This window comes from Amaricoccus sp. B4 (assembly GCF_043226085.1).
In the GTDB taxonomy this organism is placed as follows: domain Bacteria; phylum Pseudomonadota; class Alphaproteobacteria; order Rhodobacterales; family Rhodobacteraceae; genus Amaricoccus.
The window spans coordinates 2146308-2168492 of record NZ_CP171225.1 but is presented as its reverse complement, the minus strand read 5'-3'; the positions used below and the strand labels follow the sequence as shown (position 1 = coordinate 2168492).

The 22185-nt window shown below is 66.6% G+C and carries 17 protein-coding genes; 10 read left to right on the top strand and 7 right to left on the bottom strand.

Features of this window, described 5'->3' with window-relative positions; genetic code table 11:
• Positions 1 to 143: 143 nt before the first annotated feature.
• Genes ACF66B_RS10425 through ptsP form a run of 3 tightly spaced genes read right to left on the bottom strand, consistent with a single transcriptional unit; the run spans position 144 to position 5408 of the window.
• Complete coding sequence (locus tag ACF66B_RS10425; protein WP_111431909.1) at positions 144 to 1940, bottom strand: PTS fructose-like transporter subunit IIB; 1797 nt, start codon at positions 1938 to 1940, stop codon at positions 144 to 146.
• The gene (gene pfkB, locus ACF66B_RS10420) at positions 1937 to 2923 is read right to left on the bottom strand and encodes a 1-phosphofructokinase (protein WP_111431908.1); all 987 of its coding nucleotides are present in this window, start codon (positions 2921 to 2923) and stop codon (positions 1937 to 1939) included. The genes ACF66B_RS10425 and pfkB overlap by 4 nt, the downstream gene beginning before the upstream one ends.
• 10 nt (positions 2924 to 2933) lie before the next feature.
• Positions 2934 to 5408, bottom strand: coding sequence for a phosphoenolpyruvate--protein phosphotransferase (ptsP, locus tag ACF66B_RS10415; protein ID WP_111431907.1), 2475 nt, complete (start codon positions 5406 to 5408; stop codon positions 2934 to 2936).
• 70 nt (positions 5409 to 5478) lie between these two features.
• Here ptsP and ACF66B_RS10410 point away from each other — a divergent pair, with 70 nt between their 5' ends.
• Both ACF66B_RS10410 and ACF66B_RS10405 read left to right on the top strand, forming a co-directional pair.
• Entirely contained in the window at positions 5479 to 6927 is a 1449-nt protein-coding gene (locus tag ACF66B_RS10410) for an extracellular solute-binding protein (protein ID WP_111431906.1), read from the top strand.
• Complete coding sequence (locus ACF66B_RS10405) at positions 6927 to 9644, top strand: PAS-domain containing protein (protein ID WP_111431905.1); 2718 nt, start codon at positions 6927 to 6929, stop codon at positions 9642 to 9644. Before ACF66B_RS10410 ends, ACF66B_RS10405 begins: the two co-directional genes overlap by 1 nt.
• On the opposite strand, the gene ACF66B_RS10400 is transcribed toward ACF66B_RS10405, so the two are convergent.
• From ACF66B_RS10400 to ACF66B_RS10385, 4 genes are all read right to left on the bottom strand, one after another.
• Positions 9611 to 10342, bottom strand: coding sequence for a response regulator (locus tag ACF66B_RS10400; protein ID WP_111431904.1), 732 nt, complete (start codon positions 10340 to 10342; stop codon positions 9611 to 9613). The two genes, ACF66B_RS10405 and ACF66B_RS10400, sit on opposite strands and share 34 nt — an antisense overlap.
• Before the next feature lie 148 nt (positions 10343 to 10490).
• Complete coding sequence (locus ACF66B_RS10395) at positions 10491 to 11861, bottom strand: aspartate aminotransferase family protein (RefSeq protein WP_111431903.1); 1371 nt, start codon at positions 11859 to 11861, stop codon at positions 10491 to 10493.
• 223 nt (positions 11862 to 12084) lie between these two features.
• On the bottom strand, positions 12085 to 13569 hold the full coding sequence (locus ACF66B_RS10390) for an NAD-dependent succinate-semialdehyde dehydrogenase (RefSeq protein ID WP_111431902.1): 1485 nt from the start codon (positions 13567 to 13569) through the stop codon (positions 12085 to 12087).
• Positions 13570 to 13691: 122 nt separating this feature from the next.
• Positions 13692 to 14192, bottom strand: a complete 501-nt coding sequence (locus ACF66B_RS10385) for an Lrp/AsnC family transcriptional regulator (protein WP_111431901.1) — start codon at positions 14190 to 14192, stop codon at positions 13692 to 13694.
• A 172-nt stretch (positions 14193 to 14364) separates the two neighbouring features.
• On the opposite strand from ACF66B_RS10385, the gene ACF66B_RS10380 reads away from it, so the two are divergent.
• The 8 genes from ACF66B_RS10380 to eutC all read left to right on the top strand — a co-directional run bounded on the left by ACF66B_RS10380 (position 14365) and on the right by eutC (position 22159).
• Positions 14365 to 15756, top strand: a complete 1392-nt coding sequence (locus ACF66B_RS10380) for a PLP-dependent aminotransferase family protein (protein ID WP_111431900.1) — start codon at positions 14365 to 14367, stop codon at positions 15754 to 15756.
• A gap of 244 nt (positions 15757 to 16000) precedes the next feature.
• Positions 16001 to 17005: a TRAP transporter substrate-binding protein DctP gene (gene dctP / locus ACF66B_RS10375; protein WP_111431899.1), complete on the top strand. Its 1005-nt coding sequence runs from the start codon at positions 16001 to 16003 to the stop codon at positions 17003 to 17005.
• A 90-nt stretch (positions 17006 to 17095) separates the two neighbouring features.
• Positions 17096 to 17674, top strand: a complete 579-nt coding sequence (locus ACF66B_RS10370) for a TRAP transporter small permease (RefSeq protein WP_392662527.1) — start codon at positions 17096 to 17098, stop codon at positions 17672 to 17674.
• A 12-nt stretch (positions 17675 to 17686) separates the two neighbouring features.
• The gene (locus ACF66B_RS10365; RefSeq protein WP_111431898.1) at positions 17687 to 18970 is read left to right on the top strand and encodes a TRAP transporter large permease; all 1284 of its coding nucleotides are present in this window, start codon (positions 17687 to 17689) and stop codon (positions 18968 to 18970) included.
• Between the two features lie 10 nt (positions 18971 to 18980).
• Positions 18981 to 19415 carry a universal stress protein gene (locus ACF66B_RS10360; RefSeq protein WP_111431897.1) on the top strand — a complete coding sequence of 145 codons (435 nt, stop codon included), beginning with the start codon at positions 18981 to 18983 and terminating at the stop codon, positions 19413 to 19415.
• Positions 19394 to 20179, top strand: a complete 786-nt coding sequence (locus ACF66B_RS10355; protein ID WP_111431896.1) for an aspartate/glutamate racemase family protein — start codon at positions 19394 to 19396, stop codon at positions 20177 to 20179. Before ACF66B_RS10360 ends, ACF66B_RS10355 begins: the two co-directional genes overlap by 22 nt.
• Positions 20176 to 21168: a hydroxyectoine utilization dehydratase EutB gene (eutB, locus tag ACF66B_RS10350; RefSeq protein WP_111431895.1), complete on the top strand. Its 993-nt coding sequence runs from the start codon at positions 20176 to 20178 to the stop codon at positions 21166 to 21168. The genes ACF66B_RS10355 and eutB overlap by 4 nt, the downstream gene beginning before the upstream one ends.
• Before the next feature lies 1 nt (position 21169).
• Entirely contained in the window at positions 21170 to 22159 is a 990-nt protein-coding gene (gene eutC / locus ACF66B_RS10345) for an ectoine utilization protein EutC (RefSeq protein ID WP_111431894.1), read from the top strand.
• The last annotated feature ends 26 nt before the right edge of the window (positions 22160 to 22185 follow it).

Below are 22185 nucleotides of genomic sequence, written 5' to 3'. Positions count from 1 at the left end.
CACTAAGCGCTAACGCCGCCAGCCTCTCCGAGGCCGAGCGGGGCAATCGCGCCCCCGAACGCGACACGCGCCCCGGGCAGGGAGACCCGAGGCGCGTGTGCACGCGGTGTCACGATGAACCGCCGGGGCGGCTGGGGTGCCGGTCAGGCGAGCGCTTCAACCTCGACAGGCTTTTTCAGCGCCACCAGCAGGACAGTCGTGACGAGCGTTCCGACGGCGATCGAGACGGCATACATCCCGAGGTTGATCACCGCATTCGGGATGGCGAGGACGAAGATCCCGCCATGGGGGGCGACGAGCCCGCAGCCGAACATCATCGAGAGGGCGCCGGTTACGGCCGAGCCGACGATGATCGAGGGGATCACCCGGGCCGGGTCCTTCGCGGCAAAGGGGATCGCGCCCTCGGTGATGAAGGAGAGCCCGAGTACGAAGGCGGCCTTCCCCGCTTCGCGCTCCTCGATGGTGAAGCGGTTCTTCGCGACCATCGTGGCAATGGCAAGGCCGAGCGGCGGGGTCATGCCGGCCGCCATCACCGCGGCCATCGGCGCATAGGTGTCGGAGGTCAGCAGGCCCACCGCGAAGGTGTAGGCTGCCTTGTTGATCGGGCCGCCCATGTCGACAGCCATCATGCCGCCGAGGATGAGGCCGAGCAGCACGGCATTGGTGGTGCCGAGACCCTGGAGGAAGGTCGTCATCGCCGCCATCAGCGCCGCAACCGGTTCACCGACGATGTAGACCATCACCAGACCAACGACGAGTGTCGAGAGCAGCGGCAGGATCAGGACGGGCTTCAGCCCCTCGAGGTTGGTCGGCAAGTTGATGTGGTCGCGCAACCACCGGGCGACATAGCCCGCAAGGAAGCCTGCGACGATGCCGCCGAGGAAGCCCGCGTTGAGGTTTACTGCGAGCATGCCGCCGATGAGGCCGGGGGTGAGGCCGGGCCGGTCGGCGATCGAATAGGCGATGTAACCGGCGAGCACCGGAACCATGAGCTGGAACGCGGCCCCTCCGCCGATCGCCATCAGCGCGGCCGGGAGCGTGCCTTCCTGCTCGAAGGCCTTGATGCCGAAGACGAAGGAGAGCGCGATCAGCAGACCGCCTGCGACGACAAGCGGCAGCATGTAGGAGACGCCCGTCAGCAGGTGCTGGTAGGGGCCGCTCTGCTTGGCCTTGCGTGAGGCCTTGGCCTTTGCGACCGAGCTCATGTAGTCGCCACTGCCCTTGGCTCCGCCGCCCCCGAGGATCTCGCCGCCTGCGATGGCCTCGGTCAGCAGCTGGTCGGCGCGCTTCACCGCCTCGCCGACGCCGGACTTGTAGATCTTCTTGCCCGTGAAGCGGCTGTCATCGACATGGGTGTCGGCCGCGATCACCACGAGATCGGCTTCGGCGATCTGCTGATCGGTGAGCGGCGTCTTGGCGCCGACCGAGCCCTGCGTCTCGACATGAATCTCGTAGCCGCGCTTCGTCGCCGCTTTCTTCAGCGCATCGGCGGCCATGAAGGTATGCGCGATGCCGGTCGGGCAGGAGGTGATCGCGACGATCTTCATCGGTTTGCTCGAGGGGGCCTCCGCTGGGGTAGCGTGGGCTGTCGCCGAAGCCGTGGGCACGGGGGCGGCCTTCGGAGCTTCGGCAAGGCCGGCGGCTTCCAGCGCGGCCTCGATGACCTCGTCCGTCTCGCGGATCGCGCGGCTCGTCGAGACGCGACGGACCGGCTTGCCGTCGAAGCGATCGAGCGCCACGTGGATGTCGGCGGCGATGATGACGAGATCTGCTGCGGCGATCTCGGCCTCGGTCAGCGCTTGGCTCGTCCCCTCGGCGCTCTGGCGCTCGACGCGGATTTCATGGCCCATCTTGCGCCCGGTGGCCTCGAGGGCCTCGGCGGCGAGATAGGTGTGCGCGACGCCGGTCGGGCAGGCGGTGACGGCGACGATTCGTGTCATTGGGTTTCCTCCGTTCTGGGGCTCTTCGCCGGTTCGCAGAGTTCGGTGACACCGACCTGGCGGGCGAGAGCCTCTATCTTTGCTGTTTCGGGCAGGCGCGGGCCGATCTCGCCGAGCGCGCCGAGCGAGAAGGCGGTTGCGAGCGGTGCGGCCTCCGCGAGCGGCAGGCCGAGCGTTGCGGCATGGACGAGGCCTGCGACCATCGCGTCGCCCGCCCCCACCGTGCTTGCGACCGGCACGCGCGGCGGCCGGGCAAGGACCGCCGCCTCGGGCGTGACAAGGATCGCGCCCTCGGCCCCCATCGACACGGCGACCATGCTGATACCGCGGGCGTTGAGCCGCCGGGCTGCGGCGATCACTGCGTCATGATCCTCCAGCGGCTGGCTGGTGAGCTCGCGCAGTTCGGCAATATTGGGCTTGATGATATCCGGCCCGGCCAGCACAGCCGGACCGAAAGGCGCACCGCTGGTGTCGAGAGCCACGCGGATGCCGCGGCCCTTCGCCCAGGCGATGAGATCGGCATAGGCGGTGACGGGCATGCCTTCGGGCAGGCTGCCCGCGAGCACCAGCCAGTCGATCCCGCCTGCCGCGACCACCTCGAGCCGCTCGCGGATGGCCGCGAGATCGGCGTCGGCGGTCCGGATGCCCGGGAAGTTCAGGTCGGTCACCGTGTTGTTGTCGGGATCGACGATCTTCACGTTGGTCCGTGTGGCGCCAGCCACGCGCAGGCAGGCGTCCACCACGCCTGCAGCTTCGAAGTGCTGCGCGAACAGCGCTTCGTTGTCGCGTCCGAGCAGACCGGTGACGACCACTTCATGGCCGAAATGCGCGAGGAAGGAGGCGACGTTCACGCCCTTGCCGCCCGCGTCCACCCGCGCCTCGCTCACCCGGTTGACCGTATCGACGGCGAAGCCGCGCACGGTCACCGTCTGGTCGACCGCCGAATTGAGCGAGACGGTTGCGATCCTGGGTTTGCCGCTCATTTCCACCTCCTCAGCGCAGCGCGCGCACGGCGGCGGCGTCGGAACAGGCGAGAGCGCGCTTCGCAAGCGCCTTGTTCGACGCCATCGACTGCTCGCGCAGCTGGGCCTTCACCGCCGCGATCGAGGGGATCGAGACGCTGAGCTCCTTGACGCCAAGCCCGGTCAGCACGCTCACGCCGACCGGATCGGCCGCGATGCCGCCGCAGGCGCCCACCCAGATCCCTGCCGCGTCGGCCGCCGCAACCGTGCGCTCGATGAGCCGCAGCACGGCCGGATGCATGCCGTCGGCCTGCTTGGCGAGCACCGGATGCATCCGGTCCATGGCGAGCGCGTATTGCGTAAGGTCGTTGGTGCCGATCGAGAAGAAATCCACCTTGCTGGCAAGCTCGGGCGCCATCATCACCGCAGAGGGGATCTCGATCATGATGCCCATCTCAACCTTTTCGGCCCCGACCTCGGCCCGGACTTCCTCGGCGATCCGCAGGGCAGCGTCTAGCTCGTGGACCATCGAGATCATCGGGAACATGATCCGGACCGGCCCGTTTGCCGAGGCGCGGTAGATCGCGCGAAGCTGAGTGCGGAAGATCGCTTCATGGCTGAGACAGAAGCGGATGCCACGTTCGCCCAGGAACGGGTTCTCCTCCACCGGCATGCGCAGGTAGGGTATCGCCTTGTCGCCACCGACATCGAGGGTGCGGATGATGATCGGCAGGCCGTTCATGGCCTTGAGCATGCCCGAGTAGATCTCGATCTGCTCTTCCTCGCTCGGGGCTGCATCGCGATGGACAAAGAGGAATTCGGTGCGGAGGAGGCCAACGCCCTCGCCGCCGGCGTTCACTGCCGCTTCGGCTTCCGCGAGATCACTGATGTTGGCGACGACCTCGATGCGGCTGCCGTCCGTGGTGAGCGCGGGCTTATAGCAGTCGCGCTGTTCTGCCTCGCGACGGGCCTTGAGATCGACGATTGCGGCACGGGCATGCTCAAGATCGCCCTCGGTCGGGTTGGTCACTAGCAGGCCATAGCTGCCGTCGAGGAGCGCGGGTGTTCCCTCGACGAGTTCGAGCACGCCCGCGCCTGCGCCGACCACGGCCGGGATGTCGAGCGAGCGGGCGATGATCGAGGTATGCGAGGTCGGGCCGCCGCCAGCGGTGCAGAGGCCCTGAACGAGCCGCGGATCGAGCTGCGCGGTGTCGGAGGGCGTGAGATCATCGGCGACCAGGATGCAGGGAGCGGTCGGCAGCGCGCTCGCGTCCTTCTCGACGCCTGCAAGCTGGCGCAGAACCCGGCGGCCGGCATCGCGCAGGTCGACCGCGCGGCCCGCAAGCACCGGATCCTTCATGCCCGCGAGAATGTCGGCGCGTTCGCTATAGGCCTGCTCCCAGCCATAGGCCGCGCTCCGGCCCTTGCGAATGAGGGTGTGCGCCGCCTCGATCATCTCGGGATCCTCGAGGAATTCCTGATGCGCACGGAAGATCCCGGCCTTCGCGGGGCCGGATTTCTTCCAGACCTCGTCGTAAAGCTCGTCGAGCTGGCGGAATGCCGCGTGCAGAGCCTGGTCGAGCCGCTCCAGTTCAAGCGCAGGGTCGGCGGCGTCGGGCTGGAAGACAATGTGTTCGCGGGCGAACTGGAAGATCGGCGCAATCGCCATGCCCGGGGAGGAGGAGATGCCGGTGACAGTCTGCCCGGCATAATCGTAGGCCGGTGCGCCGCCCGCGGGGGCAGCTGCGCCGGCTTCGGCAGCGGCTTCGCCCTCGTCCTCAAGCCCTTCGGCAATGGCAGCCTTGAGGGCGGCGAGGGCGGCATCGGCATCGGCGCCGTCCGCGCTCACGCGGATCGTCGCCCCGCCCGCAGCGCCGAGCTTTAGGAGCGAGATCAGGCTCTTTGCATTGGCGACCGTGCCGCCATGGCTCACCCGGATCTCGGAGGCAAAGCCCTTGGAAAGTTCGACCAGCGCCGTCGCGGGTCGGGCATGGAGCCCGTGCGCCCCTTCGATCACCGCATCGAATCCGTTTGCGAATTCGTCGAGCCCGGAGCCGCTTGAAGCGGTGGCGGGCTGCTCGGTCCCGGTGAGCTTGGCGACGATGACAGCGGCATCGGGGGTCGTGGCGAGCCTTTCGGCTTCCTCCGCGTCGCCGAGAACGTCCGTGAGGTTCGAGAGAATTTCCAGATGCTCGTCCGATTTCGCGGCGATGCCGACCACAAGGCGGGCGGTGTTGCCCTGGCCCCAGTCGACGCCGCCGGGGATCTGCACCACCGCGATCGCGGTATCGCGGATCATCTCGCGGTCTTTCGGCAGGCCGTGCGGAATGGCGATGCCGTTGCCGAGGAAGGTATTTGCGACCTTCTCGCGGCCGAGCATGCTGTCGCCGTAGCGCGGATCGATCTTGCCGGCGGCGGCAAGAAGTTCGACGGCCTTGGCGATAGCCTCGGCCTTCGTTGCAACGCTCGTGCCGAGCGCAACCATGTCATTTGTCAGGATAGCCACGATTTCCTCCTTTGCATGTTCTGTGTCATGCTTCGCTGGGTCTCTTGGATATCAGGCAGATGAACGGGATATGTCGCTCCTCGCCCGCGCCGCTGTAATATTTGTAACATTCGGGCTGTTCTCCGGCGCAGCCAGTGCGGAATCCCTTCGGGTCGTGACCCGCGACGGCGCACCAATCGGCGGCCCGGCAGCGCGCTACGGCGAGAGTTTTGCGCGGGAGACCGGCATTGCCGTCGAGGTCATCCGGCGGCCCTTCGCGAGCCTTTACGGCGAGATCATGGTGGGCTTCGTGACCGGTCTCTCGGAAGCCGACGTGCTGCTCATCCCCTCGGCCTGGCTACCGGATTTCGCGCCCTATCTCGCGCCGGTGCCCGAGGCTCTTGCCGAAAGCGACCTGGTCCGCGGCATCCATCCGATCTATCGCGATGCGCTCATGCGGTGGCAGGGCAGGACGATGGCGGTGACCATTGACGGCGACCTGCTGATCGGAGCCTACCGCCGGGATCTCTTCGAGGATCCCGCAATGCGCGCGGCGTTTCATGCTGCGACGGGTCGGGCGCTTGAACCGCCTCGGAGCTGGGAGGACTACCTTGCCATCGCTGCATTTTTCGAGGGGCGGCCCGGGCCGGATGGCAAGCCGCTGGCAGGCACCCTCGAGGCCCATGCTGCCGGCGGCCAGCGGCTCTGGTCCCTCATCGGTCATGCCGCGGCCTATGCGACGCACCCCGGCGAGCCCGGCACGCTCTTCTTCGATCCGGTGACGATGACGCCTGCCATCGACAACCCGGCCTGGCAACGCGCGCTTGACGAGTATCTCGCGGCGGCGCGTCTGGGTCCGCCCGATTCCCTCGCCATCGCGAGTCACGATGTGCGCCGTCGCTTCGCCGCCGGCGAGGCTGCGATGGCGATCGACTGGTCCGACATCGGCGTGCTGGCGGCCGATCCCGAAAACTCCGCTGTGGCCGGGCAGGTGGGCTTCTTCGCCCTTCCCGGATCCCGCGAAAGCTGGAACGGCCGCACGCGCACCTGGGAGACGCTCTCGACAGTCCGCGAGGTGCCGTTCCTCGCCTTCGGCGGTTGGCTCGCGGCCGTGCCGCTCAGCGCGCGCGATCCGAAGGCCGCCTGGGATTACATCGCCTGGCTCGCGGCACCGGAGCACGCCGATCGCGATGTCACCGACGGCGCTTCGGGCTTCAATCCCTATCGCACGTCGCAGCTCGAGGATGGCCCGCTTTGGCAGGCGGTGATGGGCAAGGATGCCTCCGCCCGCTATCTCGCCGTCCTGCGCCAGAGCCTTGCCGCACCCGAAGCCGCCCGCGATCTGCGCCTGCCGGGCTATCCGGCCTATATGGACGCGCTCGATACCCAGCTTGGCCGGATACTGGCGGGCGAGGTGGCCCCCGCCACGGCGCTTGCCGATGCCGCGATCCAGTGGGAACAGATCACCGACCGCCTGGGCCGCGATGCGCAGGCCCGTCACTACCGTGAGGCAATGGGCCTCGGGGAGACAGCGCCGTGATGGCCCGGCTCTGGCCGACCGGCATCCAGCGGCGGCTCCTTCTCATTTTCGGCCTCGCTGCCCTTGCGGTCATGATCGCGAGCTTCGCGGCCCTCCGTGCGCTCGAGGATATCAGCACCCGGGTCGAGACCGTGACCGGCGAGGATATTCCGGCGGTGCGCGCCGCCCTCGGCCTTGCGCGGATCGGCGAACGGCTCCAGCAGCGGGGTGCAAGCCTGATGGCGGCCTCCGAGGGGCCGGCAAGGGCGGGGGAACAGGCCGCGATCGCCGCCGATCTCGCGGCCTTCGACCGCCAGCTCGATGCGCTGCGCACCTCCATGCCCGGCGAGGCGGTGGAGGGGATCGCCGGCCGGGCCGATGCGCTTGCCGCGAGCCTCGGAGCACTAAGCGCCCAGCTCGAGCGGCGGTCCGCCCTTGCCGCCGAGATTGCCGCCGAAGAGCTTCGTCTCCGTGCCGGGCAGGATCGCGTGCGTCAGCTCATCGGACCCTCGATCCTTGCCATCGCCGCAATCACTGCCGGGGCGGGCGAAACCGATCCTGCAATCACCCGTGCTGCGGTGCGGAGCCAGGCGCCACTCCTGACCGCCGAGCGCCTGACCGACAGCGTGGCGGGCGACCTTGTGTCGGCGCGAAGCGCGGCGCCGGGCGCGCTGGCGCAGATCGAGGCGCATTACGGCCGCAGCGCGCGCGAACTGGCCCGGGTTGCGGAGGAGATTCCCGAGAGCCTGCGTGCCGAGTTCCGCGCCGCTCTCGGCCTCATTGATCGCCAGACAGGGACCGAGGGGCTGTTTGCCCTGCGCCGCGCCGAGCTTGCGAGCCTCGCGGCAGCAGCTGGCGCGCTCGATGCGAGCCGGGGCGAGGCCGCCGGGCTCAAGGCGGGGGTCGATGCACTGGTGCTCGACGCCAACCGCGCGATCCTCGGCGTGACCGAGAGCCTGCGGGCGGCGATCGTCTCGCGCACGGGCCAGTTCATCGCGATCGGGGCGGGCGTGATCCTGCTTGCAAGCGCGTTGTCCTACGTCTTCGTCATTCGTCCGCTCGGCCGCAATCTCGCGGGCGTGACCGACGCGATGACCCGGCTTGCCCGCGGCGAGCGCGGGGCCGCGGTGCCCGGGGTCGAGCGCCGCGACGAGATCGGGGCGCTCGCCCGCGCGTTCACCGTCTTCCGCGACAACGCCTTCCGCATGGATGTGCTCGACCGCGAGCTCGCCGAAAAGTCGAGCCTCCTGCTTGCGACCTTCGACAACATGAATGACGGCTTCTCGGTCTTTGACGCTGAGCGCCGCCTGATCGCCTGGAACCCGCAATATCTCGCGCTTTACGGCTTCACGAGCGATGACGTGCCGGTCGGCATTCCGCTCGACGAGATCAACCGCACGCTCGGCGCACGCGGTGCGCGGATCGTGTTGCCCGGTGGGGCACTCGCCGGTTTCGAGGAAATGTCGCGCAGCCGCCTCCATCTCACCCAGCGCTTCGAGATGCAGCTGCCGGGCGGGCGCGTGATCGAGCTTCGCTCAAACCCGATCCCGCGCGGAGGATTCGTTACCATTCATATGGACATCACCGAGCAGCGCGCCACGGAAAGTCAGCTCCGTCAGGCCCAGAAGATGGAGACAGTTGGCCAACTTACCGGCGGTATTGCGCATGATTTCAACAATATTCTGGCAGTGATCCTCGGCAATCTCTTCATTCTCGAGCGCGAGCTTGAGGATAATCCCGCCCTGCTCGGCCGCACGCGCAAGGCACTGGGTGCGGCCGAGCGCGCCGCGGGGCAGGTCGAGCGCCTGCTGGCCTTCTCCCGCCGCCAGAAGCTGACGCCGGAGGTTGTCGATGCCAATGCTCTGGTCGCGGGCATGACCGACCTGCTCGATTACAGCCTCGGCTCGGGTGTCGAGCTTGTCACAGATCTCGCCGAGGGGCTGCCGGCTGTCCATATCGATCCGGGCCAGCTCGAGACCGCGCTGATGAACCTTGCCATCAATGCGCGTGACGCGATGGAGGGACACGGACGCATCGTCTTCTCGACCCGGCCTGCCGTGGGCGGCTTCATCGACATTGCGGTGAGTGATACGGGCGAAGGCATGACGCCCGAGGTACGCGAGCAGGTCTTCGAGCCCTTCTTCACCACCAAGCCCGTGGGCAAGGGCAGCGGGCTCGGGCTCAGCATGGTCTACGGCTTCGTCAAGCAGTCGGGGGGCTCGGTCACCATCGACAGTCGGCCGGGAAAGGGCACCACCATCACTCTGTGCCTGCCGCTTGCGGAAACCGTGCCGGCTCCGCATCCCGTCGCCCCGCCGCTGCGGGAGATCCCCCGGCCCGAAGCTTCATCGGCAGGCGAGACCATCCTTGTTGTCGACGATGATCTCGACCTTCTGGAGATCACTTCCAGCCAGCTTGCCCGCCATGGCTACCGTGTGCTCTGCGCCGACGATGCCGCGAGCGCGCTCGAGATCCTTGACGGCACGCCGGAGATCCGTCTGCTCTATACCGATGTGGTGATGCCCGGCGCTCTTGATGGAGCGGGTCTTGCCCGCGCGGCACGTGCCCGCCGCCCGGATCTCCCGGTGCTCTTCACCTCGGCCGAGCCGGGGCAGGCGGGCATCGACCGCGCTGCCCTGCTCCAGAAGCCCGTCAGCGAGGAGCATCTGCTTCAGGCCGTGCGCGCCCGCCTGGAGGCGACACCTCAGAGGCTTTCCACCTCCGCATCGAGCACATAGCCCGCGCCGCGCTCGGTCCGGATCAGGCGCGGCGCGCCGGGGTTGGCCTCGATCTTGCGTCGCAGGCGCAGGATCAGCACGTCGATGGTCCGGTCGAAGACGTCGGCGCCGTGTGCTCGCGTCTTGTCCAGGAGCTGATCGCGGCTCAGTATGCAGCGCGGCGCCTTCACGAAGGCCTCGAGCAGCAGGAATTCGGCATTGGTAAGCGAAACCGTCTCCCCCCCGGGATTTTCGAGCACTCGTGCCGTCAGGTCGATGAACCAGCCGCCGAAGCGGCGACAGTCATGGTCGAGCGGGCTTGCCGCCGCACCTGCGCTCGCGCGCGGCGTGGTCCTGGTGCCGGTCCGGCGCAGCACCGCCTTGATCCGCGCCATCAATTCACGGGGATTGAAGGGTTTGACGACATAGTCGTCCGCGCCCACCTCGAGCCCGACGATCCGGTCCACGTCGGAGCCGAGCCCGGTCAGCATGATGATGGGGATGGGCGAATTCGCGCGGAGGCGCTGGGCGATCGAGAGCCCGTCCTCGTCGGGCAGCCGGATATCGAGCAGGATGATGTCGGGGACGATGCGCTTCAATGCCTCGCGAAGGCCCGCGCCGCTGTCGGCCTCCTCGACCTCCCAGCCTTGCTGCTCAATCTCGTAGCGGACGATATCGCGCACGTCCGGGTCGTCATCGACCGCCAGTATCTTGACCATCCGTCGCGCCTCCCCGTTCCCATCCGGAGCGGCAAACTATCCCGTCCGCGCGGCGCAGGCCATGGCTTGCGGCACTGAAACGACACCGGCCCGCCCCCTTTGGGGGAGCGGGCCAGCAGTCAAGCCGGAATGCTGCAATCGGCCTGCGTCAGCCGAGCACGGATTTCACGGCGCTTGCCATGGCGGCGGTTACCCGGTCCACCTCGGCGGGTGTGATGCAGAGCGGAGGGGCGAAGCCGATAATGTCACCTTGCGGCATCGCGCGCGCGATCACTCCCTCGGCAAGCAGGGCCGCGGCGACCCGCGCGCCCACCTTCTCGGCGGCATCGAAATAGACGCGCCCGTCGCGCTCGGCGACGAACTCGACTGCGCAGAGCAGGCCCTCGCCGCGGATGTCGCCGACATTAGGATGATCGCCGATCGCCTCCGTCATCGCCTTCTTTAGGTAGGCTCCTGTCTCGCCGGCATTCTTCACGAGGCCGAGCTCGTCCACCAGCTTGAGGTTCGCGACCCCGGCCGCCGCACCGATCGGATGGGCCGAATAGGTCCAGCCATGACCGATTGCGCCGAACTCGTCCGTGCCCTGCTCCAGCACCTTCCAGACCCTGTCGCCGACGATCGAGCCCGAGAGCGGCGCGTATGCGGAGGTGAGCCCCTTCGCGATGGTGATGATGTCGGGGCGCAGACCGTAGTGATCCGAGCCCATCATCGTGCCAAGCCGCCCGAAGCCCGTCACCACCTCGTCGGCGATGAGCAGGATGTCGTGCTTCGCGAGCACTGCCTGGATCGCTTCCCAGTAGCCCGCAGGCGGCGGCACCAGCCCGCCGGTTCCGAGCGCGGGCTCGCCGATGAAGGCCGCGATGGTGTCGGCACCTTCGCGCGAGATAAGCGCCTCGAGCTCGGCCGCGCAATGTGCGACGAAATCCGCCTCGCTCATCGAGAGGTCTTCGCGGCGATAGTAGTAGGGCGCCTCGGTGTGAACAACCTGGGCGAGCGGCAGGTCAAACTTCTTGTGGAAGAGCTCGAGCCCGGTCAGCGAGCCGGTCATAAGGCCCGACCCGTGATAGCCGCGCCAGCGCGAGATGATCTTCTTCTTTTCCGGGCGGCCAAGGATGTTGTTGTAGTACCAGACGAGCTTCACGTTGGTCTCGTTGGCATCCGAACCGGAGAGGCCGAAGTAGACCTTGCTCATGCCCTTGGGGGCGCGGTCGAGAATCATCTTCGCGAGTGTGATCGAGGCCTCGGTGCCGTGCCCGACATAGGCGTGGTAATAGGCGAGTTCCCTCGCCTGGTCGGCGATGGCCTGCGCGATCTCGGGGCGGCCGTAGCCCACGTTCACGCAGTAGAGCCCGGCGAACGCGTCAAGCAGCTGCTTTCCGTCGCGATCCTCGATGAAGACACCCTTGCCGCCGGTGATGATGCGGCTCGGCGTCTCGCCACGCGCGTGCTGGGCAAGGTGGGTCGAAGGGTGGAAGAAGTTTTCCCGGTCCCACTGGGCGAGTTGGTCGTTGGTCAGCATGATCCTGTCCTCATCTTGAATTCTACGTGGAGGCACCGCTTGGGGAGCCGCGAGGGCCCCCGCGTGTCCGGTGCCGGACGGGCAGCCGCCTTTGCGGTTGCCCCGAGGCGGGCACGGCCTGCAGCCGTGAAAGGGGGAATTACTCGCCTGTTGGCGAGGCCCGATCACTGCCCGACAGGGTTTCCGCCCAAATGAATACCTTCGACGTGCGGGCGCATCCATCTCAGGCCCAGTCCCGGCAGACATACTTGATGTCGGTGAATGCCTCGAGCCCGTGGCGCGCGCCTTCCCGGGCAACGCCCGACTGTTTCATGCCGCCAAAGGGGATCGGCGCGCCGGTGACCTTGGTGCGGTTGACCGCCACCATGCCGAACTGGAGCGCCCGGCTCAGGCGATAGATCCGCCGTGGATCCTGGCTGTGGACGTAGGCGACAAGCCCGTATTCGGTGTCATTGGCGCGAGCGACGGCCTCTTCCTCGGTTTCGAAGGGCGCGATAGCAGCCACCGGGCCGAAGGTCTCCTCGTTGAAGATCAGCGCATCCTCAGGCACGTCGACCAGAACCGTTGGCTCGTAGAAGAGCGGCCCCAGCGGCGAGGTGCGCCCACCGGTCAGCAGCTTCGCCCCGCGACGGGTCGCATCCGCGACCTGCTCTTCCTGTTTCGCCACGGCCTTCGCATTCATCAGCGGCCCGAGATCGCGGTCCTCGATGCCGGGGCCGAGGGTCAGCGCCTTCACGCGCTCTGCGAAACGGGCGCAGAATTCGTCGTAGACCGGGCGCTCAACGAGGAAGCGGTTGGCCCCGAGGCAGTCCTGACCGGTGGTCGCGAATTTGGCCTTCACCGCCTCGTCGACAGCGCGGTCGAGATCGGCCTCGGCGAAGACGAGGAAGGGTGCGTGGCCGCCGAGCTCCAGCACGAGGCGCTTCACCGTGTCGGCGGACTGGCGGTAGAGCAGCTTGCCGATTTCGGTCGAGCCGGTGAAGGAGAGCGCCCGGACCCTCGTGTCTTCGGTCCAGGGCGCGACGATTACCGGGGCCTCGCCGGTCACCACATTGAAGACACCCGCGGGCAGGCCGGCGCGTTCCGCAAGCTCGGCAAGTGCGAGCGCGGAGAAGGGCGTTTCGGCCGAGGGATGTGCCACCACGGTGCAGCCGGCGGCAAGGGCCGCGGCGGTCTTGCGGGTGAGCATCGCCGACGGGAAGTTCCACGGCGTGATGAGTGCAGCAACGCCCACCGGCTCGCGCCAGAGTTCCATTTCGGCGCCGGGCAGATGCGAGGTCACGCTCTCGATGTTCGGCCGCTTGGCCTCCTCGGCATAGAATTCGAGGAAGGAGGCCGCATAGTCGATCTCGCCGAGCGACTCCGAGAGCGGCTTGCCCTGCTCGCAGGTGAGGATCAGCGCCAGATCCTCGCGCGCCTCGCGCATGAGCTTGAACCAGCGCCGGAGGAGGGCCGAGCGGGCCTGTGGCAGCATTGCGGCCCACTCCGGGAAAGCTGCATCAGCGGCATCAACCGCAGCGCGGCTTTCCGAGGCCGAGAGGTTCGCGACCCGACCGATTTCGGCGCCGGTAGCCGGATCGATGACCGGGAGCGACTCGCCGGAGCGTGCCGCAACCCAGCGGCCACCGACATATGCAAAGCTGCGCAGGAGCGACCGGTCGGCGAGACCGGACATTGGTTCGTCGTGCAATCTGGGCGCGGCAAGCATGTCGTCCTCCCTGTGGTTCATGTGCTGGCGTGAGAGGGAAGATAGCCCGGGCTGGAAGAAGGATCCTCCGAATGCCTGGTCACGCACAGAGGATCTCTCTCTTCTGCCCCCGGCGCTGCAGATCATTCCTCCGCCGGGGCGGGGTGGGTTGCGAGATGCTCGAGTGGCGGCGGATCGGCCTTCACCGCTTTGGTGACGATGTAGGAGAAGTAGCGCCGCATCCCGATCCGCGCCTCGAGCAGCGCATCAACGAGCCGCTGGTAGGCGTCGATGTCGCGGGACGTGACGCGGAGCAGGTAATCAAAACCGCCGCCGATCGCCCAGGCGTCGGTAATCTCCTCGTGCCGCCCGATTCCCGCCTCAAAGATGCGGAACGCCTCGGCCCGGTGGCTTTCGAGCTCGACCATAACGAAGACCTCGACATGGGCGGCGATCCGGGCCAGCGCGATGTCGGCATGGTAGCCGCGGATGAGCCCGGCTTCCTCGAGGCGTTTCATCCGTTCCCAGCAGGGCGTGGCGGAGAGGTTCACCCGCCGTGCCAGCTCGGTTTTCGAGATCCGGCCTTCCCGGCTCAGCACCGAGAGGATCTTGATATCGCGGTCATCAAGGGCAAGGCGGGACATGGCGGAAGCCTGAGGGTTGCCCGCGCGACTTGTCAATGGCGGGCGGGCCCGGGCAAGCGCCTTGCCGGAGGGATTCCATATCCCGGCGGCATCGCTTATCCTGCCGCGATGCCTGCCGATGCGGTGCAACCACCTCTTGTGAATTGTCCTGAAAGGCGTAGGCTGGAATATCATGACAATCTGGCTGCCAGATCCTACGACGCTGAAGCGTCCAGCCTACAGGTCCCTTGCACAAGCGCTGGTGCAGGCGATCGAGGCCGGGGAGCTGCGGGCGGGCGAGCGGTTGCCGACACATCGCGAGCTTGCCTACCAGCTTGGGCTCAGCGTCCAGACCATCAGCCGGGCCTATGAGGAACTTGTCCGGCTTGGCGTGGTCAGCGGCGAGGTCGGGCGCGGCACCTTCGTGCGCGAGAGCGTCACGGAGACGAAGACACCGTGGCACCGGCTGCGCGAGAGCGATGCGGTGATCGATTGCTCAATGCTCACGCCGGTTGGATCGGCGCTCCATGGAGAACGCCTTTCAGCGGCGCTTTCGTGTCTGGCGCAGGATCTGCCCCACGATGCGCTCTTCTCTTTTCGGCCGCGGGCGGCTCTTGCGCGTCATAGGCGTGTGGGGGTGCGCTGGCTTGCGCGCTGCGGGGTGCAGACACAACCCGATCTCGTCCTCCCCACCAATGGCAGCACCGCGGCCATGACGGTTGCGCTGATGACCGCGGCGTCTCCGGGCGACCTCGTGCTGACCGAGGAGTATGGCCATCACACCCTGCCGTCTCTCGCGCGCTATCTCGGACTTCGTCTCGCCGGTCTGCCTGTGGACGGGGAGGGAATCGAGCCCGGCGCCTTCGATCAGGCCTGTCGCCAGACGAGTGTGAAGGCGCTCTTCGTTGTGCCGAACGGCCTTAATCCTCTGGCTCGAATGATGGGTCTCGAGCGACGGCATGAGATCTGCGAAATCGCCCGCCGCCACAATGTGCTTATCCTCGAGAATGACGCGGGCGGACCGCTGAGCCCGGGCCGCCCTGCGCCGCTGACGGCACTTGCGCCCGAGCGGGTGTTCTACTTCACGGGCTTCTCCAAGTGCCTGTTGCCGGGGTTGCGTTACGGATATCTGGTGATGCCCGAGACGCTGGTTTCCGCGGCGATGAACCGACATTTGGTGACGAACTGGATGGCCACGGCGCTCGTGGCGGAGGTGGCGACGCGCTGGGTCGCCGATGGCACCGCCGCCGAGCTGCTCGCCTGGCAGCAGGCTGCACTGCACAGGCGCAACCGGATCGCGGCGCGGTGTCTCGTGGGAACGCCGCATGCCGCTGTCCCGAGCGGTCTGCATATCTGGCTATCGCTCGAGGGGCAGTGGAGCGAGGAGGCCTTTGTCGCCCATGCGCGCCACCGTGGCGTCGCGCTTGCACCGGGCGGGGCCTTCGCGACGAGCGATGCGCAACGGCATCCAGGAGTTCGGATCTGTCTTGGAGGTCCGGAGGAGGAAGAGGATCTCGCCCGTGGTCTCGGTATCGTTGCGCATTTGCTGCGCAACCAGCCGGAACCGGCGATGCTCGCACTCTAGGCCGACAGGCGGTTCTCCAGCCATGCTGGAAGCATTGTCATGGTTCAATATTGAAATTGACATGCTTTTGTCTCTGTTTCACCGTTCAGGGGAGTGAGACGTCGCCGCAGTGCTCATGGAGCACGTGACGCCGGGGAATAATGCGCAACATCCAGGTGGTCGGCTGACCGCCTTTCCCCTTTCCGGGCTTGCCCGGACAGGTGCGCAGCTTTGCAGCCTACGGAATTCAGTTCGGGAGACGAGAATGTCAGGTCGTATTCTTCTGCTGGCCGGTACCGCCATCGGCGTGATGGCAGCCGGTATCGCCAGTGCCGACACATGGCGCTATGCCTTCGAGGAAGCCATGACGGAGGTGCAGGGCGTCTACGCCCAGAAGTTCAAGGAGGAGATCGAGGCCAATTCCGATCACGAGATCCAGCTCTTTCCCTTCGGCACGCTCGGTGAAAGCGCGGACATCATGGAGCAGGCCCAGGCAGGCATTCTCCAGTTCGTGGACCAGTCCCCGGGTTTTACCGGCGCCCTGATCCCCGAGGCGCAGGTCTTCTTCGTGCCCTATCTGCTGCCGCAGGATCAGGGGCAGCTCTTCGAGTTCTTCCGCACCTCGAAGGCGATCCACGAGATGTTCCCGGAGCTTTATGCCCAGCAGGGGCTCGAACTTCTCACCATGTTCCCGGAAGGTGAGGTCTGCATGACCACGCAGGCGCCAGTACACAGCCCGGCGGACCTCAACGAGGTCAAGTTCCGGGTGATGACGAACCCGCTTCTGGTCGAGAGCTACAAGGCCTTCGGTGCGACGCCGACGCCGCTTCCCTGGGGCGAGGTCTACGGGGCGCTTCAGACGGGCATCATCCAGGGCCAGGAAAATCCGGGCTTCTTTCTCGAATCCACCAAGATCTACGAGGTAACGGACGTTGTGACCTGTATCGGGCACAACAACTTCACCACCGCGGTCATGGCCAACAAGGGCTTCTACGATGGGCTCGGTGAGGAGGATCAGACGCTGATCCAGAACGCCTCCAATGCCGCCTTCGAATACATCCTCGAGTATCAGCAGGGGCTCCAGGACGAGTCGCTCGCCAAGATCAAGGAAGAGAAGCCTTCCATGGAGATCAACATTCTCTCCGAAGAGGAGCGCAAGCCGTTCATGGATACCGCCGGTCAGGTCGAGGAGACCTTCGTCGGCATGACCGGGGACAGCGGCAAGGCCATCCTCGATCAGATGAAGGCTGACTTGCAGGCGGTGCAGTAGGGCCGCAACAGGGCGCGCGCCCTGCGCGGCTGGGCCGGGGCCAGCTGCCCGGGGCGAGGGCCTCGCAACACCGGGCCGGGAGGGCTGGGCTTGAACGATACGGAATCCCACAGTTCGCGTGACTCGACGCTGCCAGGGGTGCTCGGGGTGATCGACGGCACCATCGCGCGCATCGAATCCGTCATGCTGGCAGCCGGGGTGCTGCTGATGGCGCTCAACACCGTGGCGAACGTCGTCGGGCGTTTCGTCTTCCGATCGAGCCTCTTCTTCACCGAGGAGCTCAACAGTGTGCTGATCGTCTTCATCACCTTCGCGGGCATCAGCTACGCGGCACGCCACGGGCGGCATATCCGCATGTCAGCGCTGTTCGATACCTTCCCGCCGCCGCTGCGCAAGGCGATGATGGTGCTGATCGCGCTGGTGACGGCGACCTTCATGCTCGGCCTCTGCTGGTATGCGCTCGGCTACATCCTGACCCTCAAGGGGCAGGGGCGGATCCTGCCTGCGATGCAGATCCCGGTGTGGTGGATCTATGTCTGGGTGCCCGTCGGCTTCTTCATGACGGGCGTCCAGTACCTGCTCACAGCGATCAAGAATCTGGTCGAGAAGGACATCTATCTCTCCACGATCGTGCTGGAGGGATACGAGGAAGACGAACTCGAGATCTGAGGGGGCGGCGCATTGGCACTTACCATTTTCCTGACCATGATCGTGCTGCTCCTGCTGGGGTTTCCGATGATGATTCCGCTCATCGTCGGCTCCTTCGTGGGATTCTACTCGCTCTTCGGCGGCTTCGGGCAGCTCGAAACAATGATCCAGCAGATCCTCGCCGGCATCCGGCCCGCCTCGCTCATCGCGGTGCCGATGTTCATCTTTGCCGCCGACATCATGACCCGCGGGCAGTCCGCAGGCCGGCTCATCGACATGGTTATGGCCTTCGTCGGCCATGTGAAGGGTGGCCTTGCGGTCTCGACGGCAGCTGCCTGTACCATGTTTGGCGCCGTTTCGGGCTCGACTCAGGCGACGGTGGTCGCGGTGGGCTCGCCCTTGCGGCCGCGGATGCTCAAGGCGGGCTATAACGACAGTTTCGTGCTCGCGCTCATTGTCAACTCCTCCGACATCGCCTTCCTGATCCCGCCCTCGATCGGCATGATCATCTATGGTGTCGTCTCCAACACCTCGATCGCGGAGCTCTTCATTGCAGGCATCGGGCCGGGGCTGCTGATCCTCCTGCTCTTCTCGACCTACAGCGTGTGGTATGCAACGCGCCACGGTGTGCCGACCGAGCCGAAGGCCAGCTGGGGGCAGCGGCTGGTGGCGGTGCGGCAGGCGCTCTGGCCACTCGGCTTTCCCGCCATCATCATCGGCGGAATCTACGGTGGCGTCTTCAGCCCGACCGAGGCGGCGGCGGCCTGCGTGCTCTATGCGCTGATCCTCGAGGTGCTCGTCTTCCGCTCGATGGGTTTGCGGGCAGTCTATGCCACAGCGAAATCGACGGGCCTCATCACTGCCGTCGTCTTCATCCTTGTCGGCGCGGGTGCGGCATTTTCCTGGGTGATTTCGTTTGCCCAGATCCCGCAGCATATCCTTGAGGGCGTCGGGATTTCCGACATGGGGCCGATCGGGGTGCTCTTCGTGATTTCGATCGCCTTCTTCATCGGCTGCATGTTCGTCGATCCGATCGTCGTCATTCTCGTGCTGGTTCCGATCTTTGCGCCGGTGGTGAAAGATGTTGGGCTCGATCCAGTGCTGGTGGGCACGATCATCACGCTCCAGGTTGCGATCGGGTCGGCGACGCCACCCTTCGGCTGTGACATCTTCACTGCAATCGCCGTCTTCAAGCGGCCCTACATGGAGGTGATCCGCGGCACGCCGCCTTTCATCATCATGCTGCTTAGCGTTTCGGTCGCGCTCATCTTCTTCCCACAGATCGCGCTCTTCCTGCGTGATCTCGCCTTCCACTAGGACTTCCTGAATGTTCAAGCGCATCCTTGTCGCCTATGACGGCTCGCGCGGCGCCGAAGCCGCGCTCGAGAAGGGTATCGAGCTTGCGCGCCTCTGCGGCGCCGAGCTCCAGGTTCTGACGGTCTTCCGGCATTACAGCATGCTCGAGGCGTCTTTCTCCATGGTGCGGCCAGACGAGCCCGAGCAGATCGACGACGCGATGCGCGACTATGCACGCGATGTGGCAGATCATGCCAAGGCTCGCGCGGCGGAGCGGGGCATCAGCATCCGGGCCTTCGTGAAGAACGGCCAGCCTGCGCGCAGCATCGTTGCCTTTGCAGAGGAGCATGGCGCGGATCTGATAGTGGTCGGCAGCCGTGGACTCGGTTCGCTCGAGAGTTATCTGGTTGGCAGCGTTTCCCACAAGGTCACAGGGCTTGCGACATGTCCGGTTCTGGTCGTGTGAGCTGTGCGGTCGAGCAGGCCGCGCTGACCGTCGAATTTGCACCGGAACCCCGACGGCTGGGGCTCATCCTGCTGGCGACCGATATGACGACAGAAGGCGACATTGTGCGCGCGATCCCGCCGGATGCCGCGGCGCTGCACGGGACGCGGATCGCTTATGCGAACCCGACGACCCCGGAGAACCTCCGCGCGATGCTGCCGCGCCTGAGCGAGGCGGCGGCGCTGCTGGTCCCGGGCAGGATGCTTGCCGCGATCTGCTACGGTTGCACTTCGGCTTCTGTGGTGATCGGGGAAGAGGCAGTGCAGACCGCGATCGGCGCGGTCCGACCGGGCATACCGATCGTTACGCCCGCCGCTGCCGGTGCGCGGGCGCTGCGGGATCTCGGCGCGCGGCGCATCGCGATCATGACGCCCTATCTTCCCGAGACGACCTCGCCGGTCGCCGATTTTTTCGCTGCAGCAGGATTCGAGATCCTGCGGGCCGTCTGTCTCGGGCTCGAGGATGACCGTGAGATGGCACGTGTGGATGCGGTGACAATTCTCGCGGCGGCGGAAGCCGCCGATCATCCGGAGGCGGATGCGCTTTTCATCTCCTGCACCGCCTTGCCTGCATTTGCGCTCGCCGGGCAGATCGAGGCGCGGATCGGCAAGCCGGTGGTGACCTCGAACCAGGCCTGCATCCGCGAACTGCGTGCCGCAGCGGGGCTGGCTGCGCCGCTCGCGGGCTATGGGCGTCTGCTTTCTGGCACGTGGGTGACGGCATGAACCCGGTCGCATTGGAGGATATCCTTGCGGCGCAGGCGCGCATCCGGGGGCTCGTGCGCGAGACCCCGGTTGAACCCTCGCCTGCCCTCACGGCGCGCATTGGAGTGCCGGTCTGGCTCAAGTGCGAGAATCACCAGATCACCGGGGCCTTCAAGCTGCGGGGGGCGTCAAACGCGGTGGCGCAGCTTGGCGTGGCGGAACGGGCGCGCGGCGTCGTCTGTGCCTCAACCGGCAATCATGGGCGCGCGCTTGCCCACGCCGCCCGTGCGGCGGGCATTCGCGCTGTGGTCTGCATGTCACGGCTGGTGCCCGCCAACAAGCTCCGGGCCATAGAGGCGCTGGGGGCTGAGGTCCGCATCATCGGGCGCTCCCAGGATGACGCCCAGGAGGAGGTTGAGCGACTTGTGCGCGAGGAGGGGCTCGCGATGATCCCGCCCTTCGACGATCCGCGCGTGGTTGCAGGGCAGGGAACGCTCGGGCTCGAGATGCTCCAGGCCGTGCCGGACATGGCGATGGCGCTTGTGCCGCTTTCGGGCGGGGGGCTTATCGCGGGCGTGGCCGCGGCGCTCAAGGCGCGCAAGCCCGATATCCGGGTCGTGGGCATCTCCATGGCGCGCGGTGCGGCGATGGCTGAGAGCCTCGCCGCGGGCCAACCGGTGCAGGTCGAGGAGCTGCCTTCACTCGCCGACTCGCTCGGGGGCGGCATTGGCCTCGGGAACCAGGTCACCTTCCCGATGGTGCGCGATCTCGTCGATGAGGTCATTCTGCTCTCCGAGCCGGAGATCGCGGCGGGGATCCGGCATTGCTATGCCGAGGAGCGTCAGGTGATCGAAGGGGCGGCGGCGGTGGGCGTCGGGGCGCTGCTGGCCGGAAAACTGCAGCCCAAGGGGCCGGTGGTTGCACTGCTTTCGGGCGCAAATATCGACATGGGGCTGCATCTCCGGATCGTCTCCGGCGAGGATGTGGACCTGATGGCCGAGGAGGCATGAGATGGCAGTTCGGGTTCTGACCGAAGCGGACCTGCGCAGCCTCGTTGCTCTCGATCTTGACGTGATCGATGCGATAGAGGGCGGGTTCCGGGCGCTGGCTGCAGGTGGTGTGGTGATGCCACCGATCCTCTCGATGGAAATTGCCGATGCCAATGGCGAGGTCGATGTGAAGACCGCCTATGTCCCCGGCGTGGAGAGTTTCGCAATCAAGGTTTCTCCCGGTTTCTTTGACAATCCGAAGATTGGCCTTCCCTCGACTTCCGGGCTGATGGTGCTCTTCTCGGCCCGGACGGGGCGGGTCGAGGCACTTCTGCTTGATAACGGCTACCTGACGGATGTCCGAACAGCGGCGGCTGGTGCGGTCGCGGCGCGCGCGCTTGCGCGGAGCGATGCCCGGCGCGCGGCGATCTTCGGAACCGGGCTTCAGGCGCGGATGCAGCTCCGCGCGCTCTGCCTCGTTCGGCCGATCCGCGAGGCGGTCTTCTGGGGGCGGGACGTGGCGAAGGCCGCGGCGGCCGCGACCGAGATGATGCAGGAACTCGGGATCGCGGCCTCGGCGGAGGCGGACGCGGAAGCCGCGGTGCGCGGTGCCGATATCATCGTCACGACGACACCTGCGCGTGCCCCGATCTTGCTGGCCGAGTGGATCGAGCCGGGCCAGCATGTAACGGCGATGGGTTCGGACCAGCACACCAAGAACGAGCTCGACCCGGCCTGCCTCGCCCGCGCCGACCTCTATGTGGCTGACCGGCTGTCACAGACCCGCGCGCTGGGCGAGCTTCGCAGCGCGATTGCAGCGGGAAACGTCGCGCCCGAGTCAGATTTCGCCGAACTTGGCGACGTGCTTTCGGGCAGAACCGGTGGGCGCCCGGGGCCGGAGGCTATCACCATCGCCGATCTGACCGGAACGGGGGTTCAGGACACTGTGATCGCAACGCTTGCCCGGGCTCGGGCGGAGGCCACAGGTGCCGGGCAGGCTTTCGTGACATGACATTTCAGGCGGGCGGGGTCGTGCAG